Here is a 24,234-nt window from a genome sequence, read left to right as displayed (position 1 = left end):
GGAGACATCGATGGATGTGCTGATCACCGGAGGCGCCGGCTTCGTCGGCACGCGGCTGGCGCGCGAACTGCTGGCACGCGGCGAACTGGCCGGTCGCCCGATCGGCCGCATCGTGCTGGCCGACCAGGCCGCACCGCCCGCGGACCTGGCCGCCGCGCCGCGCATCGAGGCCCGCGTCGGCCCCTTGCTGGAACAGTGCAACGCGCTGCGCGGCGACGCGTTCGACGCGGTGTTCCACCTCGCATCGGCCGTCAGCGGCGAATGCGAGCGCGACTTCGATCTCGGCCTGCGCTCCAACCTCGATTCGACGCGCGCATTGCTCGAGGCGCTGCGCGCCGCGGGCAACGCACCGCGCTTCGTGTTCTCCAGCTCGATCGCCGTCTTCGGCCACGATGCCAGTCACCCGATGCCGGCGCGGATGGACGACGACACGCAGCCGGTGCCGCAGACCTCGTACGGCACGCACAAGCTGATGTGCGAGTACCTGATCGCCGACTACACCCGCAAGGGTTTCGTCGACGGCCGCTCGGTGCGGCTGAACACCGTCACCGTGCGCCCCGGCCGGCCCAACGGCGCGGCATCGTCGTTCTTCAGCGGCATCGTGCGCGAGCCGCTGGCCGGCGTGGAGGCGATCTGCCCGGTGTCGGCCGAGGTGCGCCACGCGCTGTCGTCGCCACGCCGCACGGTCGAAGGGCTGATCGCAGTGGCGGAGGCCGACCGGGAACAACTCGGCAGCCGGCTGGCGCTGAACCTGCCGGCGCTCAACGTCAGCGTGCAGCAGATGCTCGACGCGCTCGAGGCGGTGGCCGGCCGCGCCGTGCGCGAGCGCGTGCGCTTCCAGCCCGACCCGGAGATCGTGCGCATCGTCGACGGCTGGCCGCGCGCCGTCGCCGCGAGCCGCGCGAGCGCGCTGGGCCTGAAGCCCGAGGCGAGCTTCGAGCACATCGTCGCCGCCTACATCGAGGACTGCGCCGGCGACCCCGCGGCACTGCGCGGACTTCCCGCATGAACCAGATCGACCTGCAGGGCCGCGTTGCGGTGATCACCGGCGGCGCGCAGGGCATCGGCTACGCGGTGGCCGAACGCTGCCTGCAATCCGGCGCGCGGGTCGTGCTGTGGGACGTCGACGAAGCGCGCCTCGGCGAAGCGCGCGCCGCGCTGGCGCCGCTCGGCCAGGTCGACACCGCGACCGTGGAACTCAGCGACGAGACCGCGGTGAACGACGCGGCCAGACGCGCGCTGGCGCTGGCCGGCCGCGTCGACATCCTCGTCAACAACGCCGGCATCACCGGCGGCAACGCGTCGACCTGGGAACTGGACCCGGCCGTCTGGCGCCGCGTGATCGAGGTCAACCTGATCGCCCCCTACCTTACCTGCCGCGCGCTGGTGCCGGCGATGCTCGACGCCGGCTACGGCCGCATCGTCAACATCGCGTCGGTCGCCGGCAAGGAAGGCAACCCGAACGCCTCGCACTACAGCGCGTCGAAGGCCGGGCTGATCGCGCTGACGAAATCACTGGCCAAGGAGACCGCGCAGCGCGGCGTGCTGGTCAACGCCGTGGCACCCGCTGCCGCGCGCACCGCGATCTTCGATTCGATGACGCCGCAGCACATCGAGTACATGCGCGCGAAGATCCCGATGGGCCGCTTCGTGCAGCCGTCGGAGATCGCCGCGATGGTCGCGTGGCTGGCGAGCGAGGACTGCTCGTTCACCACCGGCTCGGTGCTCGACATCTCGGGCGGCCGCGCGACGTACTGACTCACCACCCGCACGCGACAACCGTCCCGGCACGGCCCAGGCCGTGCCCGCTCGGTCAGCGCACGGCGGACATCGCCGCCGCGATCTCCTGCTGCGTCTGCGCCGCCCCGCTGCCCGGCACCTGCTCGCCGTCGCGGTCGCTGACCTCGCCCCAGGCCTCGGCCAGCCGCTCCGGCGTCGTCGCGTCGATGCCCAGGTGCACGCCCCGGGTCAGCGTGACATGCGCCGCCTCGAAGGTGCCGGCGCCGGCACAGCCGATCGCCCGCGTCGGCGCGTCTTCGCTGGCCAGCCACAGCAGCGCCGGCACCACGGCCTCGGGCTGCAGCATCGCCAGCACCTCGGGCGGCATCAGGCCCTCGGTCATGCGCGTCGCGGCGGTCGGCGCGAGGCAGTTGACGCGGATGCCGTGCTTCGCGCCTTCGATCGACAAGGTCTGCATCAGGCCCACCAGCGCCATCTTCGCGGCGCCGTAGTTCGACTGGCCGAAGTTGCCGTACAGGCCGCTCGACGAGGTCGTCATCACGATGCGGCCGTACTGCTGGGCCTGCATCACGCCCCAGGCCGCCTTGCAGCAGTGCACCGCGCCCATCAGGTGCACGTCCAGCACCAGCCGGAAGTCCTCGATCGGCATCTTGGCGAAGCTCTTGTCGCGCAGGATGCCGGCGTTGTTGACCAGGATGTCCAGCCGTCCCCAGGTGTTGACCGCGTCGGCCACCATCGCCTGCACCGCGTCGAAGTCGGTCACCGACGCGGCGCTGGCGATCGCCTCGCCGCCGGCGGCGCGGATCTCATCGACCACCGCCTGCGCAGCGCCCAGGTCGTTGACCACCACCTTCGCGCCGCGCGCGGCCAGCGCCAGCGCATGCGCGCGACCCAGGCCGCCGCCGGCGCCGGTCACCAGCGCCACGCGGCCATCGAATCGAAGTGTCTTCTGTGCCATCTGCGGCATCCTTTGCGTCCCAACGAAACCCTCGCTTATACCGGCAGTCTCGGCCGACACCGCACAATCTGCGCACGATGTCCACGCAGACCCTGCTCTGGATCGACGACCTGACGCCGCTGCCGCCGACGGGCCGCGCGCTCGGGCCCGACAGCGATGCGCCGGGCCTGCTGGCGGCCGGCGGCCGCGTCACGCCGGGCCGGCTGGAGGAGGCCTACCGTCACGGCGTGTTCCCCTGGTACAGCCCGGGCCAGCCGGTGCTGTGGTGGAGCCCCGATCCGCGCATGGTGCTGCCGGTCGACGAGTTCCGGCTGTCGCATTCGATGCGCAAGACGCTGCGCCGCTTCGCACGCGATCCGGCCTGCGAGATCCGCATGGACAGCGCCTTCGCGCGGGTGATGCGCGCCTGCGCCAGCGTGCCGCGCGAAGGCCAGAACGGCACCTGGATCGTGCCCGAGCTGCTGCAGGCCTACGGCACCTGGCACGCCCGCGGGCGGGTGCACAGCGTCGAGACCTGGATCGACGGCGAACTGGTCGGCGGGCTCTACGGCGTCGGCATCGGCAGGATGTTCTACGGCGAATCGATGTTCGCGCACCGCACCGATGCGTCGAAGATCGCGCTGGCCGCGCTGGTGGCCTTCTGCCGAGAGCATGGCATCGGGCTCATCGATTGCCAGCAGCACACGCGCCACCTGGCGTCTTTCGGAGCGCGAGAAATTCCTCGCGCGGCCTTCGAAGCGCACCTGGCGCAGGCGCTGGTCGCACCGCCGCCGCCGGCCTGGGCCTATCATCCCGGGCTGTGGGCGCAGCTGGGCATCGGCGCGCCCGATGAAAGCCCAACCCGCCCGGCGTGACGCATCCGAAAGAACTCCCGCTCTCGTCGCTGCAGTTCTATGCGACGGCGCCGTACCCTTGCAGCTACCTGCCCGACCGGCTGGCGCGCTCGCAGGTGGCCACGCCCAGCCATCTGATCCATGCCGACGCGTATTCGGGCCTGGTCGCCAACGGCTTCCGGCGCAGCGGCATGTTCACCTACCGGCCGTATTGCGACTCCTGCCGCGCCTGCGTGCCGCTGCGCGTGCCGGTGGCCGGCTTCGAGCCCACGCGCAGCCAGCGCCGCGCCTGGAAGCGCCATGGCGGCCTGAAAGCCCGGGTGCTGCGGCTGTGCTTCGTGCCCGAGCACTACCAGCTCTACCTGCGCTACCAGTCCGGCCGCCATGCCGGCGGCGGCATGGACCACGACAGCGTCGACCAGTACACGCAGTTCCTGCTGCAAAGCCGCGTCAACTCGCGCCTCGTCGAGTTCCGCGAGCCCGCGCCCGACGACCAGGGCGCCGGCACGCTGCGCATGGTGGCCATCGTCGACGTGCTCAACGACGGCATCTCGGCCGTCTACACCTTCTACGACCCCGAGCACAAGGGCAGCCTCGGCACCTACAGCATCCTGTGGCAGATCGAGCAGACGAAGCAGCTGAAGCTGCCCTACGTCTACCTCGGCTACTGGATCGCCGAGAGCACGAAGATGAACTACAAGGCCGAGTTCCAGCCGCACCAGGTGCTGATCGACGGGCACTGGCAGTCGCCGACGGGCCGCCCCTAGGCGACTGCTCCCCCTCGGGGGGACCGGCCCGCAGGGCCGTAGGGGGCAAGGTTCGTCCGGAGCCGCCGAAGCCCGCCAGAGGCCCGCCGACCGGTCCCCATAGCACCGCCTTCTACAATCCGGGGATGCCGATTACCCCGATTCCCGAGCTCGTCAGCGAGCTCGCCGCCGGCCGCATGGTGATCCTCGTCGACGAGGAGGACCGCGAGAACGAAGGCGACCTGGTGATCGCCGCCGACCACATCACGCCGGCGGCGATCAATTTCATGGCCAAGCACGGCCGCGGCCTGATCTGCCTGACCCTCACCCGCGAGCGCTGCGAACGCCTGCGCCTGCCGCCGATGGCCGCGCGCAATGGCACGGTGCACGGCACCGCCTTCACCGTCTCGATCGAAGCGGCCGAGGGCGTGTCCACCGGCATCTCGGCTGCCGACCGCGCCCGCACCGTGCAGGCCGCGGTGGCCCGCGACGCCCGGGCCAGCGACCTGGTGCAGCCCGGCCACATCTTCCCGCTGCAGGCCCAGGACGGCGGCGTGCTGATGCGCGCCGGGCACACCGAAGCCGGCTGCGACCTGGCCGGCATGGCGGGCCTGACCCCGGCCGCGGTGATCTGCGAGATCATGAACGACGACGGCACGATGGCCCGGCTGCCGGACCTGGAGGTCTTCGCCGCCGAGCACGGCCTGAAGATCGGCACCATCGCCGACCTGATCGCCTTCCGCAGCCACAACGAGACGCTGATCGAGCGCGCCGGCGAGCGCGTGCTGCTCACCGCCCAGGGCAGCTTCCACTGCACCGCCTACCGCGACCGCTCCGGCGGCCTGCACCTCGCGCTGCGCCATGGCCAGTGGACCGCCACTGACGAGGTGACGGTGCGCGTGCACGAGCCCTTCACCGCGCTGGACCTGCTGGATGTGGGCGCCTGCTCGCATTCCTGGCCGCTGCCGAAGGCGCTGGCGGCGATCCAGGAGGCGCAGCGCGGCGTGGCGGTGCTGCTGAACTGCGGCCACGACGTGCAGACGCTGCTGCCGCAGCTGATCGGCGACCGCGCCGGCGGCCCGGCGCCGCGCAGCACGCAGATGGACCTGCGCACCTACGGCGTCGGCGCGCAGATCCTGCGTGACCTCGGCATCGGCCGCATGAAGCTGCTCGGCAGCCCGCGGCGCATGCCCAGCATGGTCGGCTACGGCCTCGAGGTGGCCGGATTCATCACCAACGGCTGAAGCCGCTGCCAGAACAACAGAAAGACACCCATGCAGAACGCCAACCAGGGCAAGGCAGCGAATCTCGACGGCGACGGCCTCGCGATCGGTATCGTGCAGGCCCGTTTCAATGCCGAGCTGACCGACAAGCTGGCCGAGGCCTGCCGGGCCGAACTCGCCATCCTTGGCGTGCCGGCCAAGCTGGTCACCCATGTCACCGTGCCCGGCGCGCTGGAAGTGCCGGTGGCGCTGAAGGCCATGGCCGACAGCGAGGACTTCGACGCGCTGATCGCGCTCGGCTGCATCATCCGCGGCGAGACCTACCACTTCGAGCTGGTGGCCAACGAAAGCGGCGCCGGCGTCACCCGCGTGTCGCTGGACCACCAGATCCCGATCGCCAACGCGATCCTCACCGTCGAGAACGAAGCGCAGGCCTGGGCCCGCGCCGAAGACAAGGGCCGCGACGCGGCGCGTGTCGCCGTCGAGATGGCCAACCTGATGGACGAGCTGGCATGACGACGGCACCGAAGTCCGCCGCGAAGCCGGCCGGCGCCAAGGGCACGCGGCCGAAGTCCGCCCGCCGCCGCTCGCGCGAGCTGGCGCTGCAGGGCCTCTACGAATGGCTGATCGGCGGCGGCGACATCGCCGCGATCGAGGCCCACATGCGCGAGCAGGAAGGCTTCGACAAGGCCGACCGCGTGCACTTCGATGCGCTGCTGCAGGGCTGCATCAACGAAGCGGCCGACCTCGACGCGGTGCTCGCCCGCCACGTCGACCGCAAGACCAGCGAGCTGTCGCCGGTGGAGCACGGCGTGCTGCTGATCGGCGCCTACGAGCTGAAGTACTGCATCGACATCCCGTACAAGGTGGCGATCAACGAAGCCGTCGAGCTGGCCAAGTCCTTCGGCGGCACCGACGGGCACAAGTACGTCAACGGCGTGCTCGACAAGACCGCGGGCGACCTGCGGCCGGCCGAAGTGCAGGCCCGGCGCAGCAGCTGAAGCGCCCCATGAAAGTCGCGCGCCGGCTCGACCACATCGAGCCCTTCTACGTGATGGAGTGCGCCAAGACGGCGTTCGAGATCGCGGCCAGCCCCGAGTGCGATCCGCGCCAGGGCGGCGAGCCGATGATCTTCCTGAACATCGGCGAGCCCGACTTCACCGCGCCGCCGCTGGTGCGCGAAGCGGCCGAGCGCGCGATCCGCGACGGCCGCTCGCAGTACACCGCGGCCACCGGACTGCCCGAGCTGCGCGAGCGGCTGTCGCGCTGGTACGCCACGCGCTTCGGGCTGCACATCCCGGCCCGCCGCATCGTCATCACCGCCGGCGCCTCGGCCGCGCTGCAGCTGGCCTGCCTGGCGCTGTTCGAAGCCGGCGACGAGGTGCTGATGCCGGACCCGAGCTATCCGTGCAACCGCCACTTCGTCGCCGCGGCCGAAGCGGTGGCGCGGCTGCTGCCGTCGAGCCCCGAACACCGCTTCCAGCTCGATGCGCAGGCGGTCGAGCGGGCCTGGAGCCCGGCCACGCGCGGCGTGCTGCTGGCCTCGCCGTCGAACCCGACCGGCACCTCGATCCATCCGGACGAGATGCGGCGCATCGACGCGGTCGTGCGCTCGCGCGATGGCGTGACCATCGTCGACGAGATCTACCTCGGCCTCTCGTACGACGAGACCTTCGGCCACAGCGCGCTGCAGCTGGGCGAGCACATCGTCTCGGTCAACAGCTTCAGCAAGTACTTCAACATGACCGGCTGGCGCCTGGGCTGGCTGGTGCTGCCGGAGGCGCTGGTGGCGCCGGTCGAGCGGCTGGCGCAGAACCTCTACATCTGCGCGTCGACGATCGCCCAGCATGCCGCGCTGGCCTGCTTCGAGCCGGAATCGATCGCCGAGTACGAGCGCCGCCGCGCCGAGTTCCGCCGCCGGCGCGACTTCGTCGTGCCGGCGCTGAACCGCCTGGGACTTTCCGTGCCGGTGCTGCCGGACGGTGCGTTCTACGCCTACGCCGACTGCAGCGCGCACCATGCCGACAGCTGGGACTTCTGCTTCGAGCTGATGCGCCGCGCCCATGTCGCGCTGACGCCGGGACGCGATTTCGGCCGCGCCGAGCCGCAGCGCTGGCTGCGCCTGTCCTTCGCCAACTCGATGGCCCAGCTCGACGAAGCGCTGCAGCGCTTGCAGCGCGCACTGTGACATTTGCCCGTTCCGCGTGGCGGGATGGGTGACGAGCGGTAAACAACCGGCACTACCCCACGCATTTGGAATCATGGGCGGCCCGCGCGGGCCCGTAAGCTGCCGGGGTGAAGTCCAATCGACCCTCCGCCCGCAGCGACATGCCGGCCTTTGCGCCGACGCAGATCGACCCCAACCCGCCGTCGCTGCCGCCGGACGAATGGCCTGCCGCGACCTTCGCCGACGATTCGGCGCCGGTGCCGCTGGACCTGCTGCCCGAGCCGAACCACGCCGAACCGACCATCGGCCACGTCGGCCGCTACGCGCTGAAACAGCGCCTGGGCGAAGGCGGCCTGTCACGCGTCTACACCGCGTGGGACCCGATCCTGTCGCGCAACCTGGCGATCAAGACGCTCGAGCTCGGCGCCGTCGGCACCGTGCGCGAGACGCTGAACGCGATGATCCTCAACGAGGCCCGCGCCGTCGCCGGCCTGTCGCACCCGAACATCGTCACCGTCTTCGACGCCGGCCTGTCCGAGCGCGGCGTCTACATCGCGATGGAGCAGCTGCCGGGCCGCGACCTGCGCGAGCTGCTCGCCGAAGGCTGGCGGCCCGACTTCGTGCGCTCCGCGAAGATCGTGCGCCGCGTCGCCGATGCGCTGACCTACGCGCACGCCAAGGGCGTGATCCACTGCGACATCAAGCCGGCCAACATCTTCATGGTCGACCAGCGCAAGCCCAAGGTGCTGGACTTCGGCATCGCCCGCGTCGCGCACCAGCCCGGCGCGCCGATGCTCGAGGGCCTGATCACCGGCACGCCGCACTACCTGGCGCCCGAGCAGATCCGCGGCGGCCCGGTCGACGAACGTTCGGATGTCTATTCGCTGGGCGTCGTGCTCTACGAGCTGCTGACCGGCCGCAAGGCCTTCAGCGGCACCTCGCTGACGACCATCACGCAGGCGGTGCTCGACGGCAACCCGGTGCCCGCGCACGCGCTGGTGCCGGGACTGCCGGCGGAGCTGTCGCAGATCGCCAGCCGCGCGATGGCGCTCGATCCGGCGCAGCGCTACCCGTCGGCCCGCGAGATGTCGATGGCGATCCGGCGCTGGCAGGCCCAGGCCGCCGCGCAGGCCCAGGCCGTCGCGGCCGCGCATGCGGCGGCGGATGCCGGCGCACAGCAGGACGCCGCCAGGTCCGCCGCCAAACGCGCCGCGCGGCGTCGCCGCACCGTCGCGCTGGCAGCGATCACCGGCCTGCTCGTGCTGGCCGCCACGGCCGCGTGGCTGTGGCCCGGCGCCGCGCCCTGAACCGCACCTGACGGCACCGGAGCGCCGGAAGGCGCTCGGCTATCATCGCCCGGGCCGATGTCCGCCCGCCTGCCCACGATCCAAGAGCCTTTCCGCCACAGCGTGCGCGTGTACTGGGAAGACACCGACGCCGGCGGCGTGGTGTTCTATGCCAACTACCTGAAGTTCTTCGAACGCGCGCGCACCGAATGGCTGCGCTCGCTGGGCATCGGCCAGCAGGACCTGCGCGAAAGCACCGGCGCGATCTTCGTCGTCACCGACACGGCGCTGCGCTACAAGCTGCCGGCGCGGCTGGACGATGCGCTCGCGATCACCGTGGTCGTCGACCAGTTCCGCCCGGCCTCGATGCTGCTGTCGCAGCAGGCCTGGCGCGGCGACACGCTGCTGTGCGAAGGCGAGATCCGCATCGGTTGCGTGGATGCGGGAACCTTCCGGCCCTGCCGCATTCCCTCCGCGATCACCGCCCTCTTCGAATGACACCCCGCGGCCGCCCTCGCGGACGCACACTGCCATGAACCAGGACCTCTCGATCGTCAACCTCGTGCTGCAGGCCAGCCTGGTGGTGCAACTGGTGATCGCCGGGCTGATGCTGACCTCGCTGGCCAGCTGGACGGTGATCTTCTCGAAGGTCTTCGGGCTGCGCCGGCTGCGCGGCAGCAACGAGGACTTCGAGCGCGAGTTCTGGTCCGGCAAGAACCTGAACGACCTCTACAACGCCGCCGGGACCAAGGCGCAGACGGCGCCGATGGAGCGCCTGTTCGCCTCCGGCATGCGGGAGTTCCTGAAGCTGCGAGAACGCCGGCTAGAGGCGCAGTCGCAGCTCGACGGCGCGCGCCGCGCGATGCGCGCGAGCCTGCAGCGCGAGCTCGACATGATGGAAGGCAGCGTCGGCTTCCTGGCGTCGGTCGGCTCGGTCAGCCCCTACGTCGGCCTCTTCGGCACCGTGTGGGGGATCATGCATGCCTTCGTCGGGCTGTCGAACGTGCAGCAGGTGACGCTGGCCACCGTCGCGCCCGGCATCGCCGAGGCGCTGGTGGCTACCGCGATCGGCCTCTTCGCCGCCATCCCGGCGGTCGTGGCCTACAACCGCATCGCGCGCGACATCGACCGCATCGCGATCCAGCTCGAGACCTTCATGGAAGAGTTCTCGAACATCCTGCAGCGCAACGCCGGTGCGCCGGTGCCGCACTGAGCGCTGACGCGGAAAAGGAACGTCACCGATGCCCGCCGTCGCCTCCCGGGGCTCGCACCGCCGCCGCGCGGTCAGCGAGATCAACATGGTGCCCTTCATCGACGTGATGCTGGTGCTGCTGATCATCTTCATGGTCTCGGCGCCGCTGATCACCACCGGCCTCGTCGAGCTGCCATCGGTCGGCAAGGCGGCGCAGAAGCCGGACAAGGTGATCGAGGTCATCATCGGCACCGATGAACGCGTGCGGCTGCGCGTCGACGGCGGCGACGCCACGGCGACATCCATGGCGCAGCTGGGCACCAAGGTGAAACAGCTGCAGGGTGGCAACCCTCAGGTGCCGGTCGTGATTTCGGCCGACAAGAACGTCAAGTACGACCTCGTCGTCAAGGCAATGGGGATTCTGCAGACGAACCAGATCGCCCGTGTCGGCTTGGCAGTGAAGCAAAGCAACTGAGGACCCGGGCGTGACTTCGGCGGTCATCGGCCCGCGCGACATCTGGAAGCCGGAGAACCCCGGCGGCTTCGGCGTCGGCGCGGTCGCCGCGGTGATCGCGCATGCGGCGCTGATCGCGATGCTGGCCTTCGGCGTGCACTGGCGCAGCAGCCCCAGCGAGACCATCGTCGCGGCCGAGCTGTGGGCCGCGGTGCCCGAGATCGCCGCGCCGAAGCCGGTGGCGCCGCCGCCGGAGCCCGAGCCGGTGCGCAAGCCGGTCGAGAAGCCGCAGCCCGATCCGCGCATCGAGCAGCAGCGCATCGACGCGCAGATCGCCATCGAGAAGGCCGAACGGGAAAGGAAGAAACGCCAGCAGGAGCTCGAGGAGAAGCAGAAGGAAGAGAAGGCGAAGGAAGAGAAGCTCAAGCAGGACAAGCTGAAGGAAGAGAAGAAGCGCGCCGAGCTGACGGCCAAGCTGCGCGAGGAGCAGCTGGCGCGCATGCGCGAGCTGGCCGGCGCCACCGGCACCGGCGCACCGACCGCCACCGGCAGCGGCCAGCGCGACGCGTCGCCGTCGAAGGAATACGGCGGCCGCATCAAGGCCCGCGTGAAGCCGAACATCGTGCTGACGGCCGAGATCCTCGGCAATCCGATCGCCGAGGTCGAGGTGCGCTGCGCGCCCGACGGCCGCATCGTCGGTCGCCGCATCGTCACGCCCAGCGGCAACCCGCAGTGGGACGAGACCGTGCTGCGCGCGATCGACCGCACCGAGGTCTTCCCGCGCGACACCGACGGCCGCGTGCCGTCCCCCATGTTGCTGAAGTTCGCGCGCCAGGAATAGCGAACACTGTGCAGTGCCGCCGCCAGGTGCGCGGCGCGCTGAAAGGCCCACGATGCGGCAACACCAGGTCCTCGAGCTCGATGCCCGCGGCATCGCCCACGCGAGCACGGTGCTCGCCACCTACCTGCCGGCCTTCAGCCTGGGCCTGCAGCCGATCACCGCGCGGCGCCTGCTGGTCCCCGGCAGCACGCTCGACGCGCTGGCGATCGAGTACGGCGGCGCCCACGTCCCCGCCATCCTCGCCGCCGCCGGAGCGGTCGCCGCGCAGGCCGTCGACGACAGCGGCGCGATCGCGTTGCTGCGCCTGCGCGACCGGCCCGCGCTGCCCGCGCGGCCGACGCCGGCGCCGGTGGCCGGCGTGGACTGGCACCTGGATGCGATCAACGCGCCGGCCGCGTGGGCGATGCTCGGCGGGGCCGGCGCGATCGCCTGGGGCGGCGTGCGCGTCGGCCACATCGACACCGGCTACACCCGCCACCCGGCCTTCGGCTTCACGACCGGCGGCGGCGGCACCAACGCCTGGCTGGACACGGCCCAAGCCCAGACCTTCTTCGCCGCCCACGCCGAGCTGGACGATCCCGGTCCCGGCGGCGGCGTCGATCCGCTGGCCTTCTCGATGGACGGGCACGGCACGCGCACCGCGGCGACGATCTGCGGCTTCGCGCCGAACGCGGCCGGCGGCGCCTACTTCGGCGTCGCGCCGAAGGTGCCGCTGGTGCCGGTGCGCATCGCCAACCACGTGTGGATCAACCACGCGCAGGAGCAGTTCGCGCAGGCGGTCGACCACCTGATCGACCGCGCCGGCGTCGCGGTGATCAGCCTCAGCATGGGCATCTTCCTGTCGGCGATCCGCCGGCGCCTGCGCCGCGCGCTGGACAAGGCCTACGAGCGCGGCGTGATCGTCGTCTGCGCGGCCGGCAACGTCGTGCAGGACGTCGTCGCACCGGCGCGCCTGAACCGCACGCTGGCCATCGGCGGCGTCACGCGCCTGGACGGGCAGCTGAAACCCTGGTCCGGCAGCAGCCACGGCCCCGAGGTCGAGTGGAGCGGCCCGGCCGAAGGCATCCGCCGCGCCGAATCGAGACCCGACGGCTCGATGGTCTACAGCGGCGGCGGCGACGGCACCTCGTATGCCACGGCGATGACCGCCGGCGCCGCGGCGCTGTGGCTGGCGCGGCACGGCGATGCCGCGCTCGCCACGCAGTACCCGCTGCCGTGGCAGCGCATCGAGGCCTTCAAGGCGCTCGCGCGCCAGACGGTCCGGGTGCCGCCCGGCTGGCAGCCCGGCAGCTTCGGGGACGGCGTGCTGGACGTGGCCGCCCTGCTCGCGGCGCCGTTGCCCGCCGCGGCCGCGACGCCCGACGCGCAGGCGTGAAGCCCCGGGCTAACGCGGGGCCGCAGCGGCCCCGCCGCACCACCGCTGCACCAGCCAATGGTCGGCTGACCACCGCCCCGGCCCCCACAGCACCAGCCCGACCAGCAGGCTGCCCCAGAACAGGTGCTGCTGCAGCGCGGCGTCGGTGATCTCCGGCAGCGCGATCACCGCGACGGCGTTGACGAAGAACAGCCCGAAGGCCCCGAAACGCGTCGCCAGACCCACGGCCAGCAGCACCGGCAGCAGAACTTCAGCGGCCGTGCCGAGCAGCGCGGCGAGCATCGGCGGCAGCAGCGGCACGTGGTACTCGTCCATGAACAACGCCAGCGTGGTATCCCAGTCGCGCAGCTTGGTCAGCCCCGAATAGAAGAACACCTTGGCGACGTAGAGCCGCGCGGCCAGCAGCGCCAGCGGCTGCAGCGCTTCGAGCACCTGGGTGATGCGCTGGGCCGGTGCGGCCAGCGCGCGCAGTGTCGAGCTCGGATTCATCGTTCGTCGTCTCCGGAGTGGTGCGGGCACGGCAGCAGCGCCGCCAGCCAGCCGTGCTGCAGGGCCTGCAGCAACCAGGGTTCAAAATCGAAACCGGCGCCGGCCGCGTCCAGCGCGGCCCCGAGGGGCCGGGCCGCGAGCAGCGCCGCGGTGAAGCGGGCGTCGGCCTCGGCCAGCGCCAGCACGCGCGGCCGCCAGCCTTCACGCCAGACCAGGACCTGCTCGCCGGTGCCGGTGGCCAGCGCCTCGCGCACCGGCGCGAAGCGGTCGGCGTCGGCCTGGCGATGCGCATGCCAGATCGTCGCCACCGGCCAGCGCGAGCCCAGCAGCACGATGCCCGGCCGCAGCAGCATCGCCAGCTCGACGGGGTCGTCTGTGCCCAGGCGCTCCAGGCCTTCCGGCGGCTGGTGCACGTCGGCGGCGGATTCGATGCGGTGCACCGCCCAGTCCAGCCGGGCGACATCACCGAGGTAAGGCAGGTCGGCGAGCTGCGCATCGCGATCGATGAACGCGGCCAGCGACGCGCCGTAGGTCGCCATATCGCCTGAAGTGGGCGGCTGCACGCGCCAGTGCGCGGCGGCCAGGCCGGCGAAGGCCTCGCTGCCGACGAGCTGCTCGACCGTCGGGAAGGCGGCGGCCAGCGCGCGCGCGGCCAGGGCTTCGCCGTTCACCCGGTAGGCCGCCAGTGCACGCTGCTGGCGCGTGGGCGTATCGCGCAGCCAGCCGCCCAGCGCCGCCTCCGGCGCCTCGCGCCACAGCGCCCGCAACAGCAGCTGCTGGCGCAGCGCCTCGTGCCCCAACGCGTCGGCGCAGGCGGAATCGTCGCTGCACTTCATGCCGGCACCAGCTCCGCCTGCTCGCGGCGCTGCAGGGCCGCGGCCGCGCATCGTTCCGCCGTCGCCGCTTCGTCCAGCAGCACGTCCAGCGCCGGCAGGTCGGTGTCCCACTCGATCAGCGTCGGCACGGCGCCGAAACGCGCGATCGCGTGGCGATAGGCGGCCCAGGTGACCGCGTCGACCCGGCTGCCGTGGTCGTCGATGACGATGTCGCCGAGCTCGGCATGGCCGGCGAGGTGGATCTCGCCGACGATGCCGGCGTCGAGCGCATCGATGACCTCGGAGGTCGTGCGCAACGGGTCGGTGCCGGCGTTGAGCGCGTTGACCACCAGGTTGTTGACGTCCAGCAGCAGGCCGCAGCCGGTGCGGCGCGCCAGACGGTTGAAGAAATCGGCCTCGGCGAGGCTGTCGTCGGCCCAGCGCAGGTAGGCGCTGAGGTTCTCGACCAGGATCGGCCGCTGCAGCCGGTCCTGCACGCGCTGCACGTTGGCCGCCATGATCGCCAGCGAGGCCGGCGTGAAGGCCGCGGGCAGCAGGTCGTTGGCATGCAGCACCGGCTGGCCGGGCGCGCGCGGTGCGCGGGCGAAGCTGGCGTGGTCGCTGACGCGCACCGGATCGATGCGCTTGACCAGCCGCGCCAGCCGGTCCAGGTGCCACGGATCGAGCCCGGCCGCCGATCCCAGCGACAGGCCGACGCCGTGCAGGCTCACCGGATAGGCCGCCCGGCCTTCGTCCAGCACCGCCAGCGCGGCGCCGCCGTCGCCGAAGAAGTTCTCCGAGTGCACCTCGACGAAGGCCAGCGCCGGCCGGCGCCGCATCAGCTCGGCATAGTGCGGCTGGCGCCAGCCGATGCCGGCGATCGGGCTCGGGGTGCTCATCGGAGAAGACATCGGTTGCAGGACGGCGCCGAGCGGCTTACTTCTTCGCCGCGGCCTTGGCTTCGGCTTCGGTGAGGCCCTTCATGTCCTTGCAGGTGCCCTTGGCGACGTACTTCCATTCGTCGGCGGACATGTCGGCCTTGGACTGGCCGGCGCACGAATGCGAGCCCGACAGGTTGGCGCAGTCGTTCTGGCCGGCCTTGGCGATGCCGTAGCATTTTTCCTTTTCCTTCGCCTGCGCGGCGACCTGGCCGACGAGGCCCAGCGCGAGGGCGGAGGCGAGCGCGGACGAGAGAATCAGACGTTGGTTCATGAGGAACTCCTTGAGTGATGAGGGAGGGGACGACAACACGCGATCAGGCTGACATTCGATCGCCTCGGCTGCACGATGCAGCGGGCGACGCAGAGTCCGTCGCCTGCCCCCGAGGATTCCTTACACTGCCCTCCGTTTCAATCCCACTGAACCCGCCGTGACCGATTTCGCGCGCCAGGTCGAGACCCTGCGGCCGCAGCTGATGCGCTTTGCGCGCACGCAGCTGCGCAACGATGCCTGGGCCGAGGATGCGGTGTCCGAGACCCTGCTGGCGGCGCTGGAGAAGCCGCAGGCCTTTGCCGGCCAGTCGCAGCTGAAGACCTGGCTGATCGGCGTGCTCAAGCACAAGGTGGTCGACCAGCTGCGGCGCCACACGCGGGAGGCGACGATCCTCAGCACCGATGACGGCGAAGACCTCGACGAAGCGCTCTTCGACGAGACCGGCCACTGGCGCGACAAGCCCGCCGACTGGGGCAACCCGGAACAGCAATGCGGCCAGCACCAGTTCCTGCAGGTGATGGAGATCTGCATCGAGCAGCTGCCGCCGACGCAGGGCCGCGTCTTCATGATGCGCGAGTGGCTGGAGCTGGACAGCGACGAGATCTGTAAGGAACTGCAGATCACGGCGACGAACCTGTGGGTCCTGCTGCACCGCGCCCGCTTGCGGCTGCGGGACTGCCTGCAACAGCGCTGGTTCGACGAGCGCGCCCGGCCCGCAAAGAGCTGAAGCAACATGACCCCCACGCTCACTTCGTTCGCTGCCCCCCGAGGGGGCCGTCAGGGCCTTCGGGCGGCCGGGCGGCACTGACATGAAACTGCGCCGAACCTGCAAGGAAGTGACGCGACTGGTCCTCGAATCGGAGGAGCGGACGCTGAACGGCCTGGAGAAGCTCTCGCTGCAGATCCACTGGCGCGCCTGCGCCGCCTGCTCGCGCTTTCGCGACCAGGCGCGCACGATGCGCATGGCGATCGACCGCTGGCGCAGCTACCGCGACGGCGACTGATCGCGCCGGCCGGCGCGCCGCATGCCGGTCAGTCGATCGCGCCGGCCGTCACCCGCAGGTCGGCGCTGCGCGTCAGCATGATCGCCGCGGCCAGCTCGATCGCCTGCACCTGCTGCGCCAGCGCCAGCGGGCGCGTACCCGGATGGCGGGCGGCCTGCTCGGGCAGCGGTGGCAGGTGGATGAAGCCGCCGCGCACTCCGGGCAGGTTTTTCAGGTGGTGCATCAGGCCGAAGAAGACCTGGTTGCAGACGAAGGTGCCGGCCGTCTGCGAGATCTCGACCGGCAGGTTGGCCTCGCGCAGGCCGGCGGCGATGGCCTTGATCGGCAAGGTCGAGAAGTAGGCGGCCGGGGCATCGGCAAGCACCGGCTCGTCGATCGGCTGCGCGCCCAGGTTGTCGGCGATGCGCGCGTCGACGAGGTTGATCGCCACGCGCTCGACCGACACCGCCGGGCGGCTGCCGGCCAGGCCGAGCGCGATCACGCCCTTGGGCTTCAGCCCGTCGATCGCATCGGCCAGCAGCGGCAGCGCGGTGCGGAAGGCGCAGGGCAGCTTGCGCGCGACGATGCGCCGGCCGGCGATGCGGCGGCCGTCGAGCGCGCGCGCAACTTCCCACGACGGGTTCAGCACGTCGCCCGCGAAGGGCTCGAAGCCGGTGATCAGGAGGGTGTCGCTCATCGGTATCTCGGGCTATCGGATGGCAGCGAGCCGGTCCAGCACCGGCTGCAGCGCCGGCAGGTCCGGCGCGCCGGGCGCCAGCCGGTCGGCAGGGCACCAAGGATAGGGCAGTCGGGCGGCCCAGCCCGCCAGCGCGGGCAGGGTTTCCGGCGGCAGCAGGCGCATCTGCTCGATGGCGATGTCCAGCGCGCTCGCCAGGCCCGAACGCGCATCGAAGCGCCAGTCGTAGCGGCCGCAGCCGATGCGCACGATGCCCGCGCCCTTCTCCGACATCACGACCAGCCAGTCGCACGACCAGGCCGACGCATCGTCGGGCGGCGGCTTGCCGATGCAGAACGTGTAGACGTTCTCGTAGCGCTGGCTGAAGCTCGACACCAGCAGCTCGGCGATCGCCGCGCGACCGGCGGTCAGCGGCGGAAAGTTGATCGCCGCGCCGGGCTGCACCTGCATCGTCAGCCGGGCATCGGCGGCGAAGGCCTCGTCCAGCCGGTGCGGCCGGTTGTGGTCCTTGCCGTGCACATAACCCGATATGCACTCGGCCGGCGTCGGCATGATCAGGCCTGATGCGCCGGGCCGAAGCCGCCGCCGCCGGGGGTCTCGATGACGAACACGTCGCCGGCGGCCATCTGCACCGAGCCGATGTGGCCGAGCTGCTCGCGCCGGCCGTCGGCCCGCTCGATGCGGTTGACGCCCGGCGCGCCGGGCGAGCCGCCGTCGAGGCCGAAGGCGCCGCGGCTGCGGCCGTTCGACAGGATCGACGCGGTCATCGGCTGCAGGAAGCGGATGCGGCGCACACCGCCGTCGCCGCCGCGCCAGCGCCCGGCGCCGCCGGAGCCGCGGCGGATCTCGTAGCTCTCCAGGCGCACGGGATAGCGGAATTCCAGCACCTCGGGGTCGGTCAGGCGCGAGTTGGTCATGTGCGTCTGCACCACCGCCGTGCCGTCGAAGCCCGGGCCGGCGCCGGAGCCGCCGGAAATCGTCTCGTAGTACTGGTGCTCGTCGTCGCCGAAGGTGAAGTTGTTCATCGTGCACTGGCTGGCGGCCATCACGCCGAGCGCGCCGTAGAGCGCGTTCGTCACGCAGGACGAGGTCTCGACGTTGCCGGCCACCACCGCCGCCGGCGCGCGCGGGTTCAGCATGCAGCCCTCCGGCACGATGACGTGCAGCGGCTTCAGGCAGCCGGCGTTGAGCGGGATGTCGTCGTCGACCAGCGTGCGGAAGACGTACAGCACCGCGGCCATGGTCACCGCCTTCGGCGCATTGAAGTTGTTCGGCAGTTGCTCGCTGGTGCCGGTGAAGTCGATGGTCGCGGCGCGCTGCTTGGCATCCACCGCGACGCGCACGACGATCTGCGCACCGTTGTCCAGCGGCAGCTCGAACGAACCGTCCTTCAGCGCGGTGATCACGCGGCGCACCGACTCTTCGGCGTTGTCCTGCACGTGGCGCATGTAGGCGGCCACCGTCTCGCGGCCGAACTGCGCGACCATCGCCCGCAGCTCCTGCACGCCTTTCTCGTTGGCAGCGATCTGCGCGCGCAGGTCGGCGATGGTCTGGTCGGGGTTGCGGGCCGGCCAGTGCCCGCTGGCCAGCTGGGCGCGCAATTCGTCGTGGCGCAGATGCCCGTCGCGCACCAGCAGGAAGTTGTCGAACAGCACGCCCTCCTCCTCGATCGTGCGCGAGAACGGCGGCACCGAGCCCGGCGTGATGCCGCCGATGTCGGCATGGTGGCCGCGGCTGGCGACGTAGAAGCTGGGCTGCTTGTCGCCGGTCTCGAGGTACACCGGCGTCACGACCGTCACGTCCGGCAGATGCGTGCCGCCGTGGTAAGGATCGTTCAGCACGTACACGTCGCCCTGGTGCATCGCCGGGTTGCGCTGGATGACTGTCTTGATCGACTCGCTCATCGAGCCGAGATGCACCGGCATGTGCGGCGCGTTGGCGATCAGCTGGCCGTCGGCATCGAACAGCGCGCACGAGAAGTCCAGGCGCTCCTTGATGTTCACCGAGTGCGCGGTGTTCTGCAGGCGCAGACCCATCTGCTCGGCGATGTTCATGAACAGGTTGTTGAACACCTCCAGCATCACCGGATCGGCCTCGGTGCCGATGGCATGCGCGGTGAGACGCGCCCGGATGCGCTCCAGCGTCAGCAAGCCGTCGTCGCCCAGGCGCGCCTGCCAGCCGGGCTCGACCACCGTCGTCGCATTGCGCTCGGCGATCACCGCCGGGCCGTCGATCAGCGCGCCGGCGGGCAGTTCCTCGCGCACGAAGAGGCCGGCCTCGCGCCACGCGTCGCCGCTGCCGTCGTCGGCCGCGGCGAACATCTTCACCTGCGCCAGCGCCGCCGGTCGCTGCGACACGCTGAACGCGACCGGCGCGGCTTCGGCCAGGCCCTCGCCGGCGCCGATCGCCTCGACCGACACCGCCTCGATGATCAGGCGCCGGTCCGGCATCAGGAACGCGAAGCGCTGGCGGTAGGCGGCCTCGAACTCGGCCTGCGCGGCGCGTGCATCGGCATACGCGACTTCCAGCGCGGTGTCGGTGCCCTCGTAGCGCAGGTGCAGGCGCTCGCGGCGCGTGATGCGGTCGGCGGCCACACCCTGCGCGGCGACCTCGGCACCGGCCGATGCGCCGAGCTCGGCCAGCTTGTCGCGCGCCAGCTGCAGGCCGCCGGCATCGAGCGGCTGCTCCAGCGACGCCTCGCGCATCGCGATCTGGTCGGCCAGGCCCATGCCGTAGGCCGACAGCACGCCGGCCAGCGGATGCACCAGCACGCGCTGCATGCCCAGCGCGTCGGCCACCAGGCAGGCGTGCTGGCCACCCGCGCCGCCGAAGCATTGCAGCGTATAGCCGGTGACGTCGTAGCCGCGGGCGACCGAGATGCGCTTGATCGCGTTGGCCATGCTGGCGACCGCGATCTGCAGCGCGCCGGCGGCCACGCCTTCAGGCGTCGTCGCCTTGCCGGTGGCGGCGGTCATGCGCTGCGCGAGCTCGGTGAACCTGGCGACCACCGCGTCGCGGTCCAGCGGCTGGTCGGCCGCGGGGCCGAAGACGCGCGGAAAGTGCGCCGGCTGGATCTTGCCGAGCATCACGTTCGCATCGGTCACCGCCAGCGGGCCGCCGCGGCGGTAGCAGGCCGGCCCCGGGTTCGCACCGGCCGACTCGGGGCCGACACGCAGCCGCGCGCCGTCGAAGCTGATGATGGAGCCGCCGCCGGCGGCGACGGTGTGGATGCTCATCATCGGCGCGCGCATGCGCACGCCGGCCACCTGGGTCTCGAAGGCGCGCTCGAAGGCGCCGGCGAAGTGCGAGACGTCGGTCGAGGTGCCGCCCATGTCGAAGCCGATCACCTTGTCGTGGCCGGCGGCCTGCGCGGTGCGCACCATGCCGACGATGCCGCCGGCGGGGCCGGACAGGATCGCGTCCTTGCCCTGGAAGCGGTGCGCTTCGGTCAGGCCGCCCGAGCTCTGCATGAAGAACAGGCGCACGCCCGGCATCTGGCTTTCCACCTGCTCGACGTAGCGGCGCAGGATCGGCGACAGGTAGGCGTCGACCACCGTCGTGTCGCCGCGCGATACCAGCTTCATCAGCGGGCTGACCTCGTGCGACGCGCTGACCTGCGTGAAGCCGATCTCGCGCGCCAGCCGTGCCGCGGCCTGCTCGTGCGCCGTGTAGCGGTAGCCGTGCATGAAGACCACTGCACAGGCGCGGATGCCATCGGCGTAGGCCGACTGCAGCGCGCGCTTCAGCGCCGGCTCGTCCAGCGGCTGCACCAGCTCGCCGCGCGCGCCGACCCGCTCGTCGGCCTCGATGACACGTTCGTACAGCAGCTCGGGCAGCAGGATGTGGCGGTCGAAGAGCCGCGGCCGCGCCTGGTAGGCGATGCGCAGCGCGTCGCGGAAGCCGCGCGAGGTGACCAGCAGCGTGCGGTCGCCCTTGCGCTCGAGCAGCGCGTTCGTCGCCACCGTGGTGCCCATCTTCACGCACTCGACCTGCGCCGGCGTGATCGGCTCGCCCTTCTGAAGCCCCAGCAGCCGGCGGATGCCCTCGACTGCGGCGTCGCGGTACTGCTCGGGGTTCTCGCTCAGCAGCTTGGCGGTGGCCAGGCTGCCGTCGGGCCGGCGCGCGACGATGTCGGTGAACGTGCCGCCACGGTCGATCCAGAACTGCCAGCGGGAGGGAGTGGTCGGTTGGTTCATGTCGTCGTGAAGTATTGGATGAACATCTGGTTCGCTTCCGGGCCGACCGAGCGGACCCATTCCAGCGACAGTTTCTCGCCGAGCCGGCGCAGCGCCTGCGCCAGCTCGGACGTGACGGGTTCGACGCGCATGCCGTTGCTGCGCAAGGTGTCGACGGATTCGCGCGCCGCCTGCTCGCTCAGGCGCCAGCCGCGCTGCTCGGCATGGATCGCCGCCTGCGCCAGCGCATGCCGCTGCGCGGGCTCGAGCCGGTCGTGCACGTCGCTGCGCATCATCAGCAGGTTCTTCGGGAACCAGGCATTGATCGGATAGTAGAACTTCAGCCCGGTCCACACCTGGTTCTCGACGCCGGTGACGGCCGAGGTGATCATCGCGTGGATGCGCCCTTCGGAGAGCGCCCGGCCGACCTGGATCATCGGCACGTCGACGGCCTTGGCCTTCAGCAGCTCGGCGATGCGCACGGTGGTCGAGTTGTAGGTGCGCATGCTCAGACCCGCGAGGTCGGCCGCGCCGGCGATCGGCCGCTGCGAGAACAGGCCCTGCGGCGGCCATGGCACGGCCAGCAGCACGCGCAGGCCGCGGCTCGCGAGCTGCGCCTCGATCAGCGGGCGCTGGTGGCGCCAGAGCCGGCGCGCGTCGTCGTAGCTGCGCACGATGAAGGGCACGCTGTCGGCACCGGCCAGCGGCAGGTCCTTGACCAGGCCGGTCATGATGGCCTCGCCCATCTCGGCCTTGCCCTCGACGAGCCCGGGCAGCATCTGCGCCAGCGGCAGCAGCCGGCCTTCGGGATGCAGTTCCAGCCGCAGCGTGCCGCCGCTGGCCTGCGTCAGCTCGTCGGCGAACTGGCGCAGGTTCTGCCCATGCAGCGAATCGGCGCGGTAGCCGGTGGCCAGGCGCCAGACCGCGCCGGCCTGCGCCGGACCCGCGGCGCCGAGGCCGATGCCGGCCAACCAGGCCAGCGACTGTCTGCGATGCATCATGGCCGGTCTCCTTTGCTTCGAGAACCCGACGGACGGACGGCGCGCTACATCAGGCTCGGCCCATCAGGCTCGGTCCGAACAGCACGATCTGCGGGAACAGGTAGATCACCAGCACCGCCAGCACCAGCAGCGCGAAGAACGGCAGCGCCATGCGCGCCAGCTCGGGCAGCTCGCGCCGGGTCAGGCCCTGCAGCACGAAGAGGTTGAAGCCGACCGGCGGCGTGATCTGCGCCATCTCGACCACCAGCACGACGAAGATGCCGAACCAGATCAGGTCGATGCCCGCGGCCTGCACCGTCGGCAGCAGCACCGCCATCGTCAGCACCACCATCGAGATGCCGTCGAGGAAGCAGCCGAGCACGATGAAGAAGACCATCAGCAGCATCAGCAGCCAGAACTGCGACAGCTGCAGCCCGCCGATGAACTGCGCGACCTCGCGCGGCAGGCCGATGAAGCCCATCGCCAGGGTCAGGAAGGCCGCGCCCGCGAGGATCAGGCCGATCATGCAGTAGACGCGGCAGGCGGCGAAGAGCCCGTCCTTGAAGCTGGCCCAGGTGAGCGAGCCTTCCAGCCGGCTCAGCAGCAGCGCGCCGGCGACCCCCATCGCTGCCGACTCGGTGGCCGTGGCGATGCCGCTGTAGATCGCCCCGATGACCAGCGCGATCAGCGAGACGATGGGCAGCAGGTGGCGCGCCGCATGCAGCTTCTGCAGCAGGTTCATCTCGGCGTCGGCGGCGGGCACCTGGTCCGGATGGCGCAGCGCCCAGACGGCGATGTACACGGAGAAGATCGCCATCAGCAGCAGGCCCGGCAGCACGCCGGCGACGAACAGCTTGGCGATCGACACGTCGGCCGCCACCGCGTAGACGATCATGATGATCGACGGCGGGATCAGCAGGCCGAAGGTGCCGGCGCCGGCGAGCGAGCCCATCGAGATCGCGTCCGGGTAGCCGCGCTTCTTCAGCTCGGGCAGCGTGATCTTGCCGATCGTCGCGCAGGTCGCGGCACTCGAGCCCGACACCGCGGCGAAGATGCCGCAGCCGATCACATTGGCGTGCAGCAGCCGGCCGGGCAGGCGGTTGAGCCACGGCGCCAGGCCCTTGAAGAGGTCGGCGGTCAGCCGCGAGCGGAACAGGATCTCGCCCATCCACAGGAAGAGCGGCAGCGCCGTCAGCGTCCAGCTCGAGGTCGATCCCCAGATGGTGAAGACCATGCTGTCGCCGACCGGCCGCCCGGTGAAGACCTGCATCGCGAAGACCGCGACGCCCAGCAGCGCGAGGCCGATCCACAGGCCGGTGCCCAGCACCACGATCAGCAGCGCGATCAGTCCGGCTGCGACGACGATGTCCATGTCTTGTCTCCTGGTGGTTGCGTATCGGTCGTCTGCGCGACCTACTCGACGTGCGCCGCCTCGCCGGCCGGCGCCGCGACGAAGAAGCTGCGGCCCTTCAGCTGGCAGGCCAGCGCATGCGCCATCGACACCGCCAGGCCCGCGCAGCCGAGCGCCATCGCCAGCTGCGGCAGCCACAGCGGCGTCGCGTCCGAGCTCGGCGACACGTCATGCGTGGCGAAGGAGATCCACACCAGGCGCGCCGCGTACCACGCGAGGAAAGCCGACAGCGCGAAGCCCGCGGCGGCGCCCCACAGCTCCAGCGCGGCGCGTCCGCGCTGCGGCAGCCGCTGCAGCAGCAAGGTCACGCGGATGTGGTCGCCGCGGCGCAGCGTCTCCGGCAGCGCGAGGAACAGCGCCGCGGCGATCGCGTAGCCGGCATAGGCATCGAGCCCGCCGACCGTGATCAATCCGGTTTCGCGGCCGACGATGCCCAGCATCACGATCAAGAAGGTCGAGACCATCGCCAGCGCGGACAGCGCGCACAGCAGGGCATAGAACCGCGTCAGCAGGTTCGACATCGGGAACTCCTGATGGGCCGGGCGGGTGCCGGCGAGACTCGGCCGCCGCGCGGCAGCCGGGGGGTCATGCATGGCGCGCGTGGCGTGCGGGAACCCGCACCTGCGCGGCGGGCGAGGCCCGGGCGGCCCCGCCTGC

The 24,234-nt window shown here is 71.2% G+C and carries 27 protein-coding genes; 16 read left to right on the top strand and 11 right to left on the bottom strand.

All coding sequences use genetic code 11. The features are described 5' to 3' along the window. Window positions 1–10: 10 nt before the first annotated feature. On the top strand, window positions 11–1,009 hold the full coding sequence (gene denD / locus P1K89_RS00240; protein ID WP_284614345.1) for a D-erythronate dehydrogenase: 999 nt from the start codon (window positions 11–13) through the stop codon (window positions 1,007–1,009). Beyond that, the gene (locus P1K89_RS00235; protein ID WP_284614344.1) at window positions 1,006–1,758 is read left to right on the top strand and encodes an SDR family NAD(P)-dependent oxidoreductase; all 753 of its coding nucleotides are present in this window, start codon (window positions 1,006–1,008) and stop codon (window positions 1,756–1,758) included. Before denD ends, P1K89_RS00235 begins: the two co-directional genes overlap by 4 nt. A 55-nt stretch (window positions 1,759–1,813) precedes the next feature. Here the strand turns inward: P1K89_RS00235 and P1K89_RS00230 are convergent, their stop codons facing one another. Beyond that, window positions 1,814–2,698 carry an SDR family NAD(P)-dependent oxidoreductase gene (locus P1K89_RS00230; protein ID WP_284614343.1) on the bottom strand — a complete coding sequence of 295 codons (885 nt, stop codon included), beginning with the start codon at window positions 2,696–2,698 and terminating at the stop codon, window positions 1,814–1,816. A 77-nt stretch (window positions 2,699–2,775) separates the two neighbouring features. Here P1K89_RS00230 and aat point away from each other — a divergent pair, with 77 nt between their 5' ends. The 12 genes from aat to P1K89_RS00170 all read left to right on the top strand — a co-directional run bounded on the left by aat (window position 2,776) and on the right by P1K89_RS00170 (window position 12,815). After that, window positions 2,776–3,552, top strand: a complete 777-nt coding sequence (gene aat / locus P1K89_RS00225; protein ID WP_284614342.1) for a leucyl/phenylalanyl-tRNA--protein transferase — start codon at window positions 2,776–2,778, stop codon at window positions 3,550–3,552. Then, window positions 3,549–4,298, top strand: coding sequence for an arginyltransferase (locus P1K89_RS00220; protein WP_284614341.1), 750 nt, complete (start codon window positions 3,549–3,551; stop codon window positions 4,296–4,298). The genes aat and P1K89_RS00220 overlap by 4 nt, the downstream gene beginning before the upstream one ends. 125 nt (window positions 4,299–4,423) lie before the next feature. Beyond that, a complete protein-coding gene (gene ribBA / locus P1K89_RS00215) occupies window positions 4,424–5,521 on the top strand; it encodes a bifunctional 3,4-dihydroxy-2-butanone-4-phosphate synthase/GTP cyclohydrolase II (protein WP_284614340.1) in 1,098 nt (365 codons plus the stop codon). A 30-nt stretch (window positions 5,522–5,551) separates the two neighbouring features. Beyond that, window positions 5,552–6,016 carry a 6,7-dimethyl-8-ribityllumazine synthase gene (gene ribH, locus P1K89_RS00210; RefSeq protein ID WP_284614339.1) on the top strand — a complete coding sequence of 155 codons (465 nt, stop codon included), beginning with the start codon at window positions 5,552–5,554 and terminating at the stop codon, window positions 6,014–6,016. Further along, complete coding sequence (nusB, locus tag P1K89_RS00205) at window positions 6,013–6,501, top strand: transcription antitermination factor NusB (RefSeq protein WP_284614338.1); 489 nt, start codon at window positions 6,013–6,015, stop codon at window positions 6,499–6,501. The genes ribH and nusB overlap by 4 nt, the downstream gene beginning before the upstream one ends. Window positions 6,502–6,509: 8 nt before the next feature. Continuing rightward, window positions 6,510–7,688 carry a pyridoxal phosphate-dependent aminotransferase gene (locus tag P1K89_RS00200; RefSeq protein WP_284614337.1) on the top strand — a complete coding sequence of 393 codons (1,179 nt, stop codon included), beginning with the start codon at window positions 6,510–6,512 and terminating at the stop codon, window positions 7,686–7,688. A gap of 107 nt (window positions 7,689–7,795) precedes the next feature. Continuing rightward, the gene (locus P1K89_RS00195) at window positions 7,796–8,974 is read left to right on the top strand and encodes a serine/threonine-protein kinase (protein ID WP_284614336.1); all 1,179 of its coding nucleotides are present in this window, start codon (window positions 7,796–7,798) and stop codon (window positions 8,972–8,974) included. Between the two features lie 57 nt (window positions 8,975–9,031). Continuing rightward, complete coding sequence (gene ybgC / locus P1K89_RS00190; RefSeq protein ID WP_284614335.1) at window positions 9,032–9,451, top strand: tol-pal system-associated acyl-CoA thioesterase; 420 nt, start codon at window positions 9,032–9,034, stop codon at window positions 9,449–9,451. A gap of 34 nt (window positions 9,452–9,485) precedes the next feature. After that, window positions 9,486–10,166, top strand: coding sequence for a protein TolQ (tolQ, locus tag P1K89_RS00185; protein ID WP_284614334.1), 681 nt, complete (start codon window positions 9,486–9,488; stop codon window positions 10,164–10,166). A 28-nt stretch (window positions 10,167–10,194) separates the two neighbouring features. Beyond that, the gene (locus P1K89_RS00180; protein ID WP_284614333.1) at window positions 10,195–10,620 is read left to right on the top strand and encodes a biopolymer transporter ExbD; all 426 of its coding nucleotides are present in this window, start codon (window positions 10,195–10,197) and stop codon (window positions 10,618–10,620) included. Window positions 10,621–10,630: 10 nt separating this feature from the next. After that, the gene (gene tolA / locus P1K89_RS00175; protein WP_284614332.1) at window positions 10,631–11,440 is read left to right on the top strand and encodes a cell envelope integrity protein TolA; all 810 of its coding nucleotides are present in this window, start codon (window positions 10,631–10,633) and stop codon (window positions 11,438–11,440) included. A gap of 52 nt (window positions 11,441–11,492) precedes the next feature. Beyond that, window positions 11,493–12,815 (top strand): S8/S53 family peptidase, encoded by a 1,323-nt coding sequence (locus P1K89_RS00170; RefSeq protein WP_284614331.1) that lies wholly within the window; start codon window positions 11,493–11,495, stop codon window positions 12,813–12,815. 9 nt (window positions 12,816–12,824) lie between these two features. Here P1K89_RS00170 and P1K89_RS00165 read toward each other — a convergent pair whose 3' ends face one another. Genes P1K89_RS00165 through P1K89_RS00150 form a run of 4 tightly spaced genes read right to left on the bottom strand, consistent with a single transcriptional unit; the run spans window position 12,825 to window position 15,331 of the window. Then, entirely contained in the window at window positions 12,825–13,304 is a 480-nt protein-coding gene (locus P1K89_RS00165; protein WP_284614329.1) for a DoxX family protein, read from the bottom strand. Further along, window positions 13,301–14,140 (bottom strand): HvfC/BufC family peptide modification chaperone, encoded by an 840-nt coding sequence (locus P1K89_RS00160; protein ID WP_284614328.1) that lies wholly within the window; start codon window positions 14,138–14,140, stop codon window positions 13,301–13,303. The genes P1K89_RS00165 and P1K89_RS00160 overlap by 4 nt, the downstream gene beginning before the upstream one ends. After that, a complete protein-coding gene (locus P1K89_RS00155; RefSeq protein ID WP_284614327.1) occupies window positions 14,137–15,018 on the bottom strand; it encodes an MbnB/TglH/ChrH family RiPP precursor modification enzyme in 882 nt (293 codons plus the stop codon). Before P1K89_RS00155 ends, P1K89_RS00160 begins: the two co-directional genes overlap by 4 nt. Before the next feature lie 37 nt (window positions 15,019–15,055). Then, the gene (locus P1K89_RS00150; protein WP_284614326.1) at window positions 15,056–15,331 is read right to left on the bottom strand and encodes a BufA1 family periplasmic bufferin-type metallophore; all 276 of its coding nucleotides are present in this window, start codon (window positions 15,329–15,331) and stop codon (window positions 15,056–15,058) included. Between the two features lie 157 nt (window positions 15,332–15,488). Here P1K89_RS00150 and P1K89_RS00145 point away from each other — a divergent pair, with 157 nt between their 5' ends. Together P1K89_RS00145 and P1K89_RS00140 are read left to right on the top strand one after the other, a co-directional pair. Continuing rightward, complete coding sequence (locus P1K89_RS00145) at window positions 15,489–16,058, top strand: sigma-70 family RNA polymerase sigma factor (protein WP_284614325.1); 570 nt, start codon at window positions 15,489–15,491, stop codon at window positions 16,056–16,058. Between the two features lie 82 nt (window positions 16,059–16,140). Beyond that, window positions 16,141–16,335: an anti-sigma factor family protein gene (locus tag P1K89_RS00140; protein WP_284614324.1), complete on the top strand. Its 195-nt coding sequence runs from the start codon at window positions 16,141–16,143 to the stop codon at window positions 16,333–16,335. A 28-nt stretch (window positions 16,336–16,363) separates the two neighbouring features. Here P1K89_RS00140 and pcp read toward each other — a convergent pair whose 3' ends face one another. Genes pcp through P1K89_RS00110 form a run of 6 tightly spaced genes read right to left on the bottom strand, consistent with a single transcriptional unit; the run spans window position 16,364 to window position 24,098 of the window. Beyond that, window positions 16,364–17,011, bottom strand: a complete 648-nt coding sequence (pcp, locus tag P1K89_RS00135; protein ID WP_284614323.1) for a pyroglutamyl-peptidase I — start codon at window positions 17,009–17,011, stop codon at window positions 16,364–16,366. A gap of 12 nt (window positions 17,012–17,023) precedes the next feature. Further along, window positions 17,024–17,563 (bottom strand): hypothetical protein, encoded by a 540-nt coding sequence (locus P1K89_RS00130; RefSeq protein WP_284614321.1) that lies wholly within the window; start codon window positions 17,561–17,563, stop codon window positions 17,024–17,026. 2 nt (window positions 17,564–17,565) lie between these two features. Continuing rightward, window positions 17,566–21,207, bottom strand: coding sequence for a hydantoinase B/oxoprolinase family protein (locus P1K89_RS00125; protein WP_284614319.1), 3,642 nt, complete (start codon window positions 21,205–21,207; stop codon window positions 17,566–17,568). Next, a complete protein-coding gene (locus tag P1K89_RS00120; RefSeq protein WP_284614318.1) occupies window positions 21,204–22,187 on the bottom strand; it encodes a TRAP transporter substrate-binding protein in 984 nt (327 codons plus the stop codon). The genes P1K89_RS00125 and P1K89_RS00120 overlap by 4 nt, the downstream gene beginning before the upstream one ends. Window positions 22,188–22,236: 49 nt before the next feature. After that, entirely contained in the window at window positions 22,237–23,538 is a 1,302-nt protein-coding gene (locus P1K89_RS00115; RefSeq protein WP_284614317.1) for a TRAP transporter large permease, read from the bottom strand. A 41-nt stretch (window positions 23,539–23,579) separates the two neighbouring features. After that, the gene (locus tag P1K89_RS00110; RefSeq protein WP_284614316.1) at window positions 23,580–24,098 is read right to left on the bottom strand and encodes a TRAP transporter small permease; all 519 of its coding nucleotides are present in this window, start codon (window positions 24,096–24,098) and stop codon (window positions 23,580–23,582) included. Between the last annotated feature and the right edge of the window lie 136 nt (window positions 24,099–24,234).

It is taken from the genome of Aquabacterium humicola (genome assembly GCF_030167915.1).
In the GTDB taxonomy this organism is placed as follows: Bacteria; Pseudomonadota; Gammaproteobacteria; order Burkholderiales; family Burkholderiaceae_C; genus Pseudaquabacterium; species Pseudaquabacterium humicola.
Note: the sequence above shows the minus strand (reverse complement) of the source record. Positions and strands in the feature narration are given on the sequence as shown.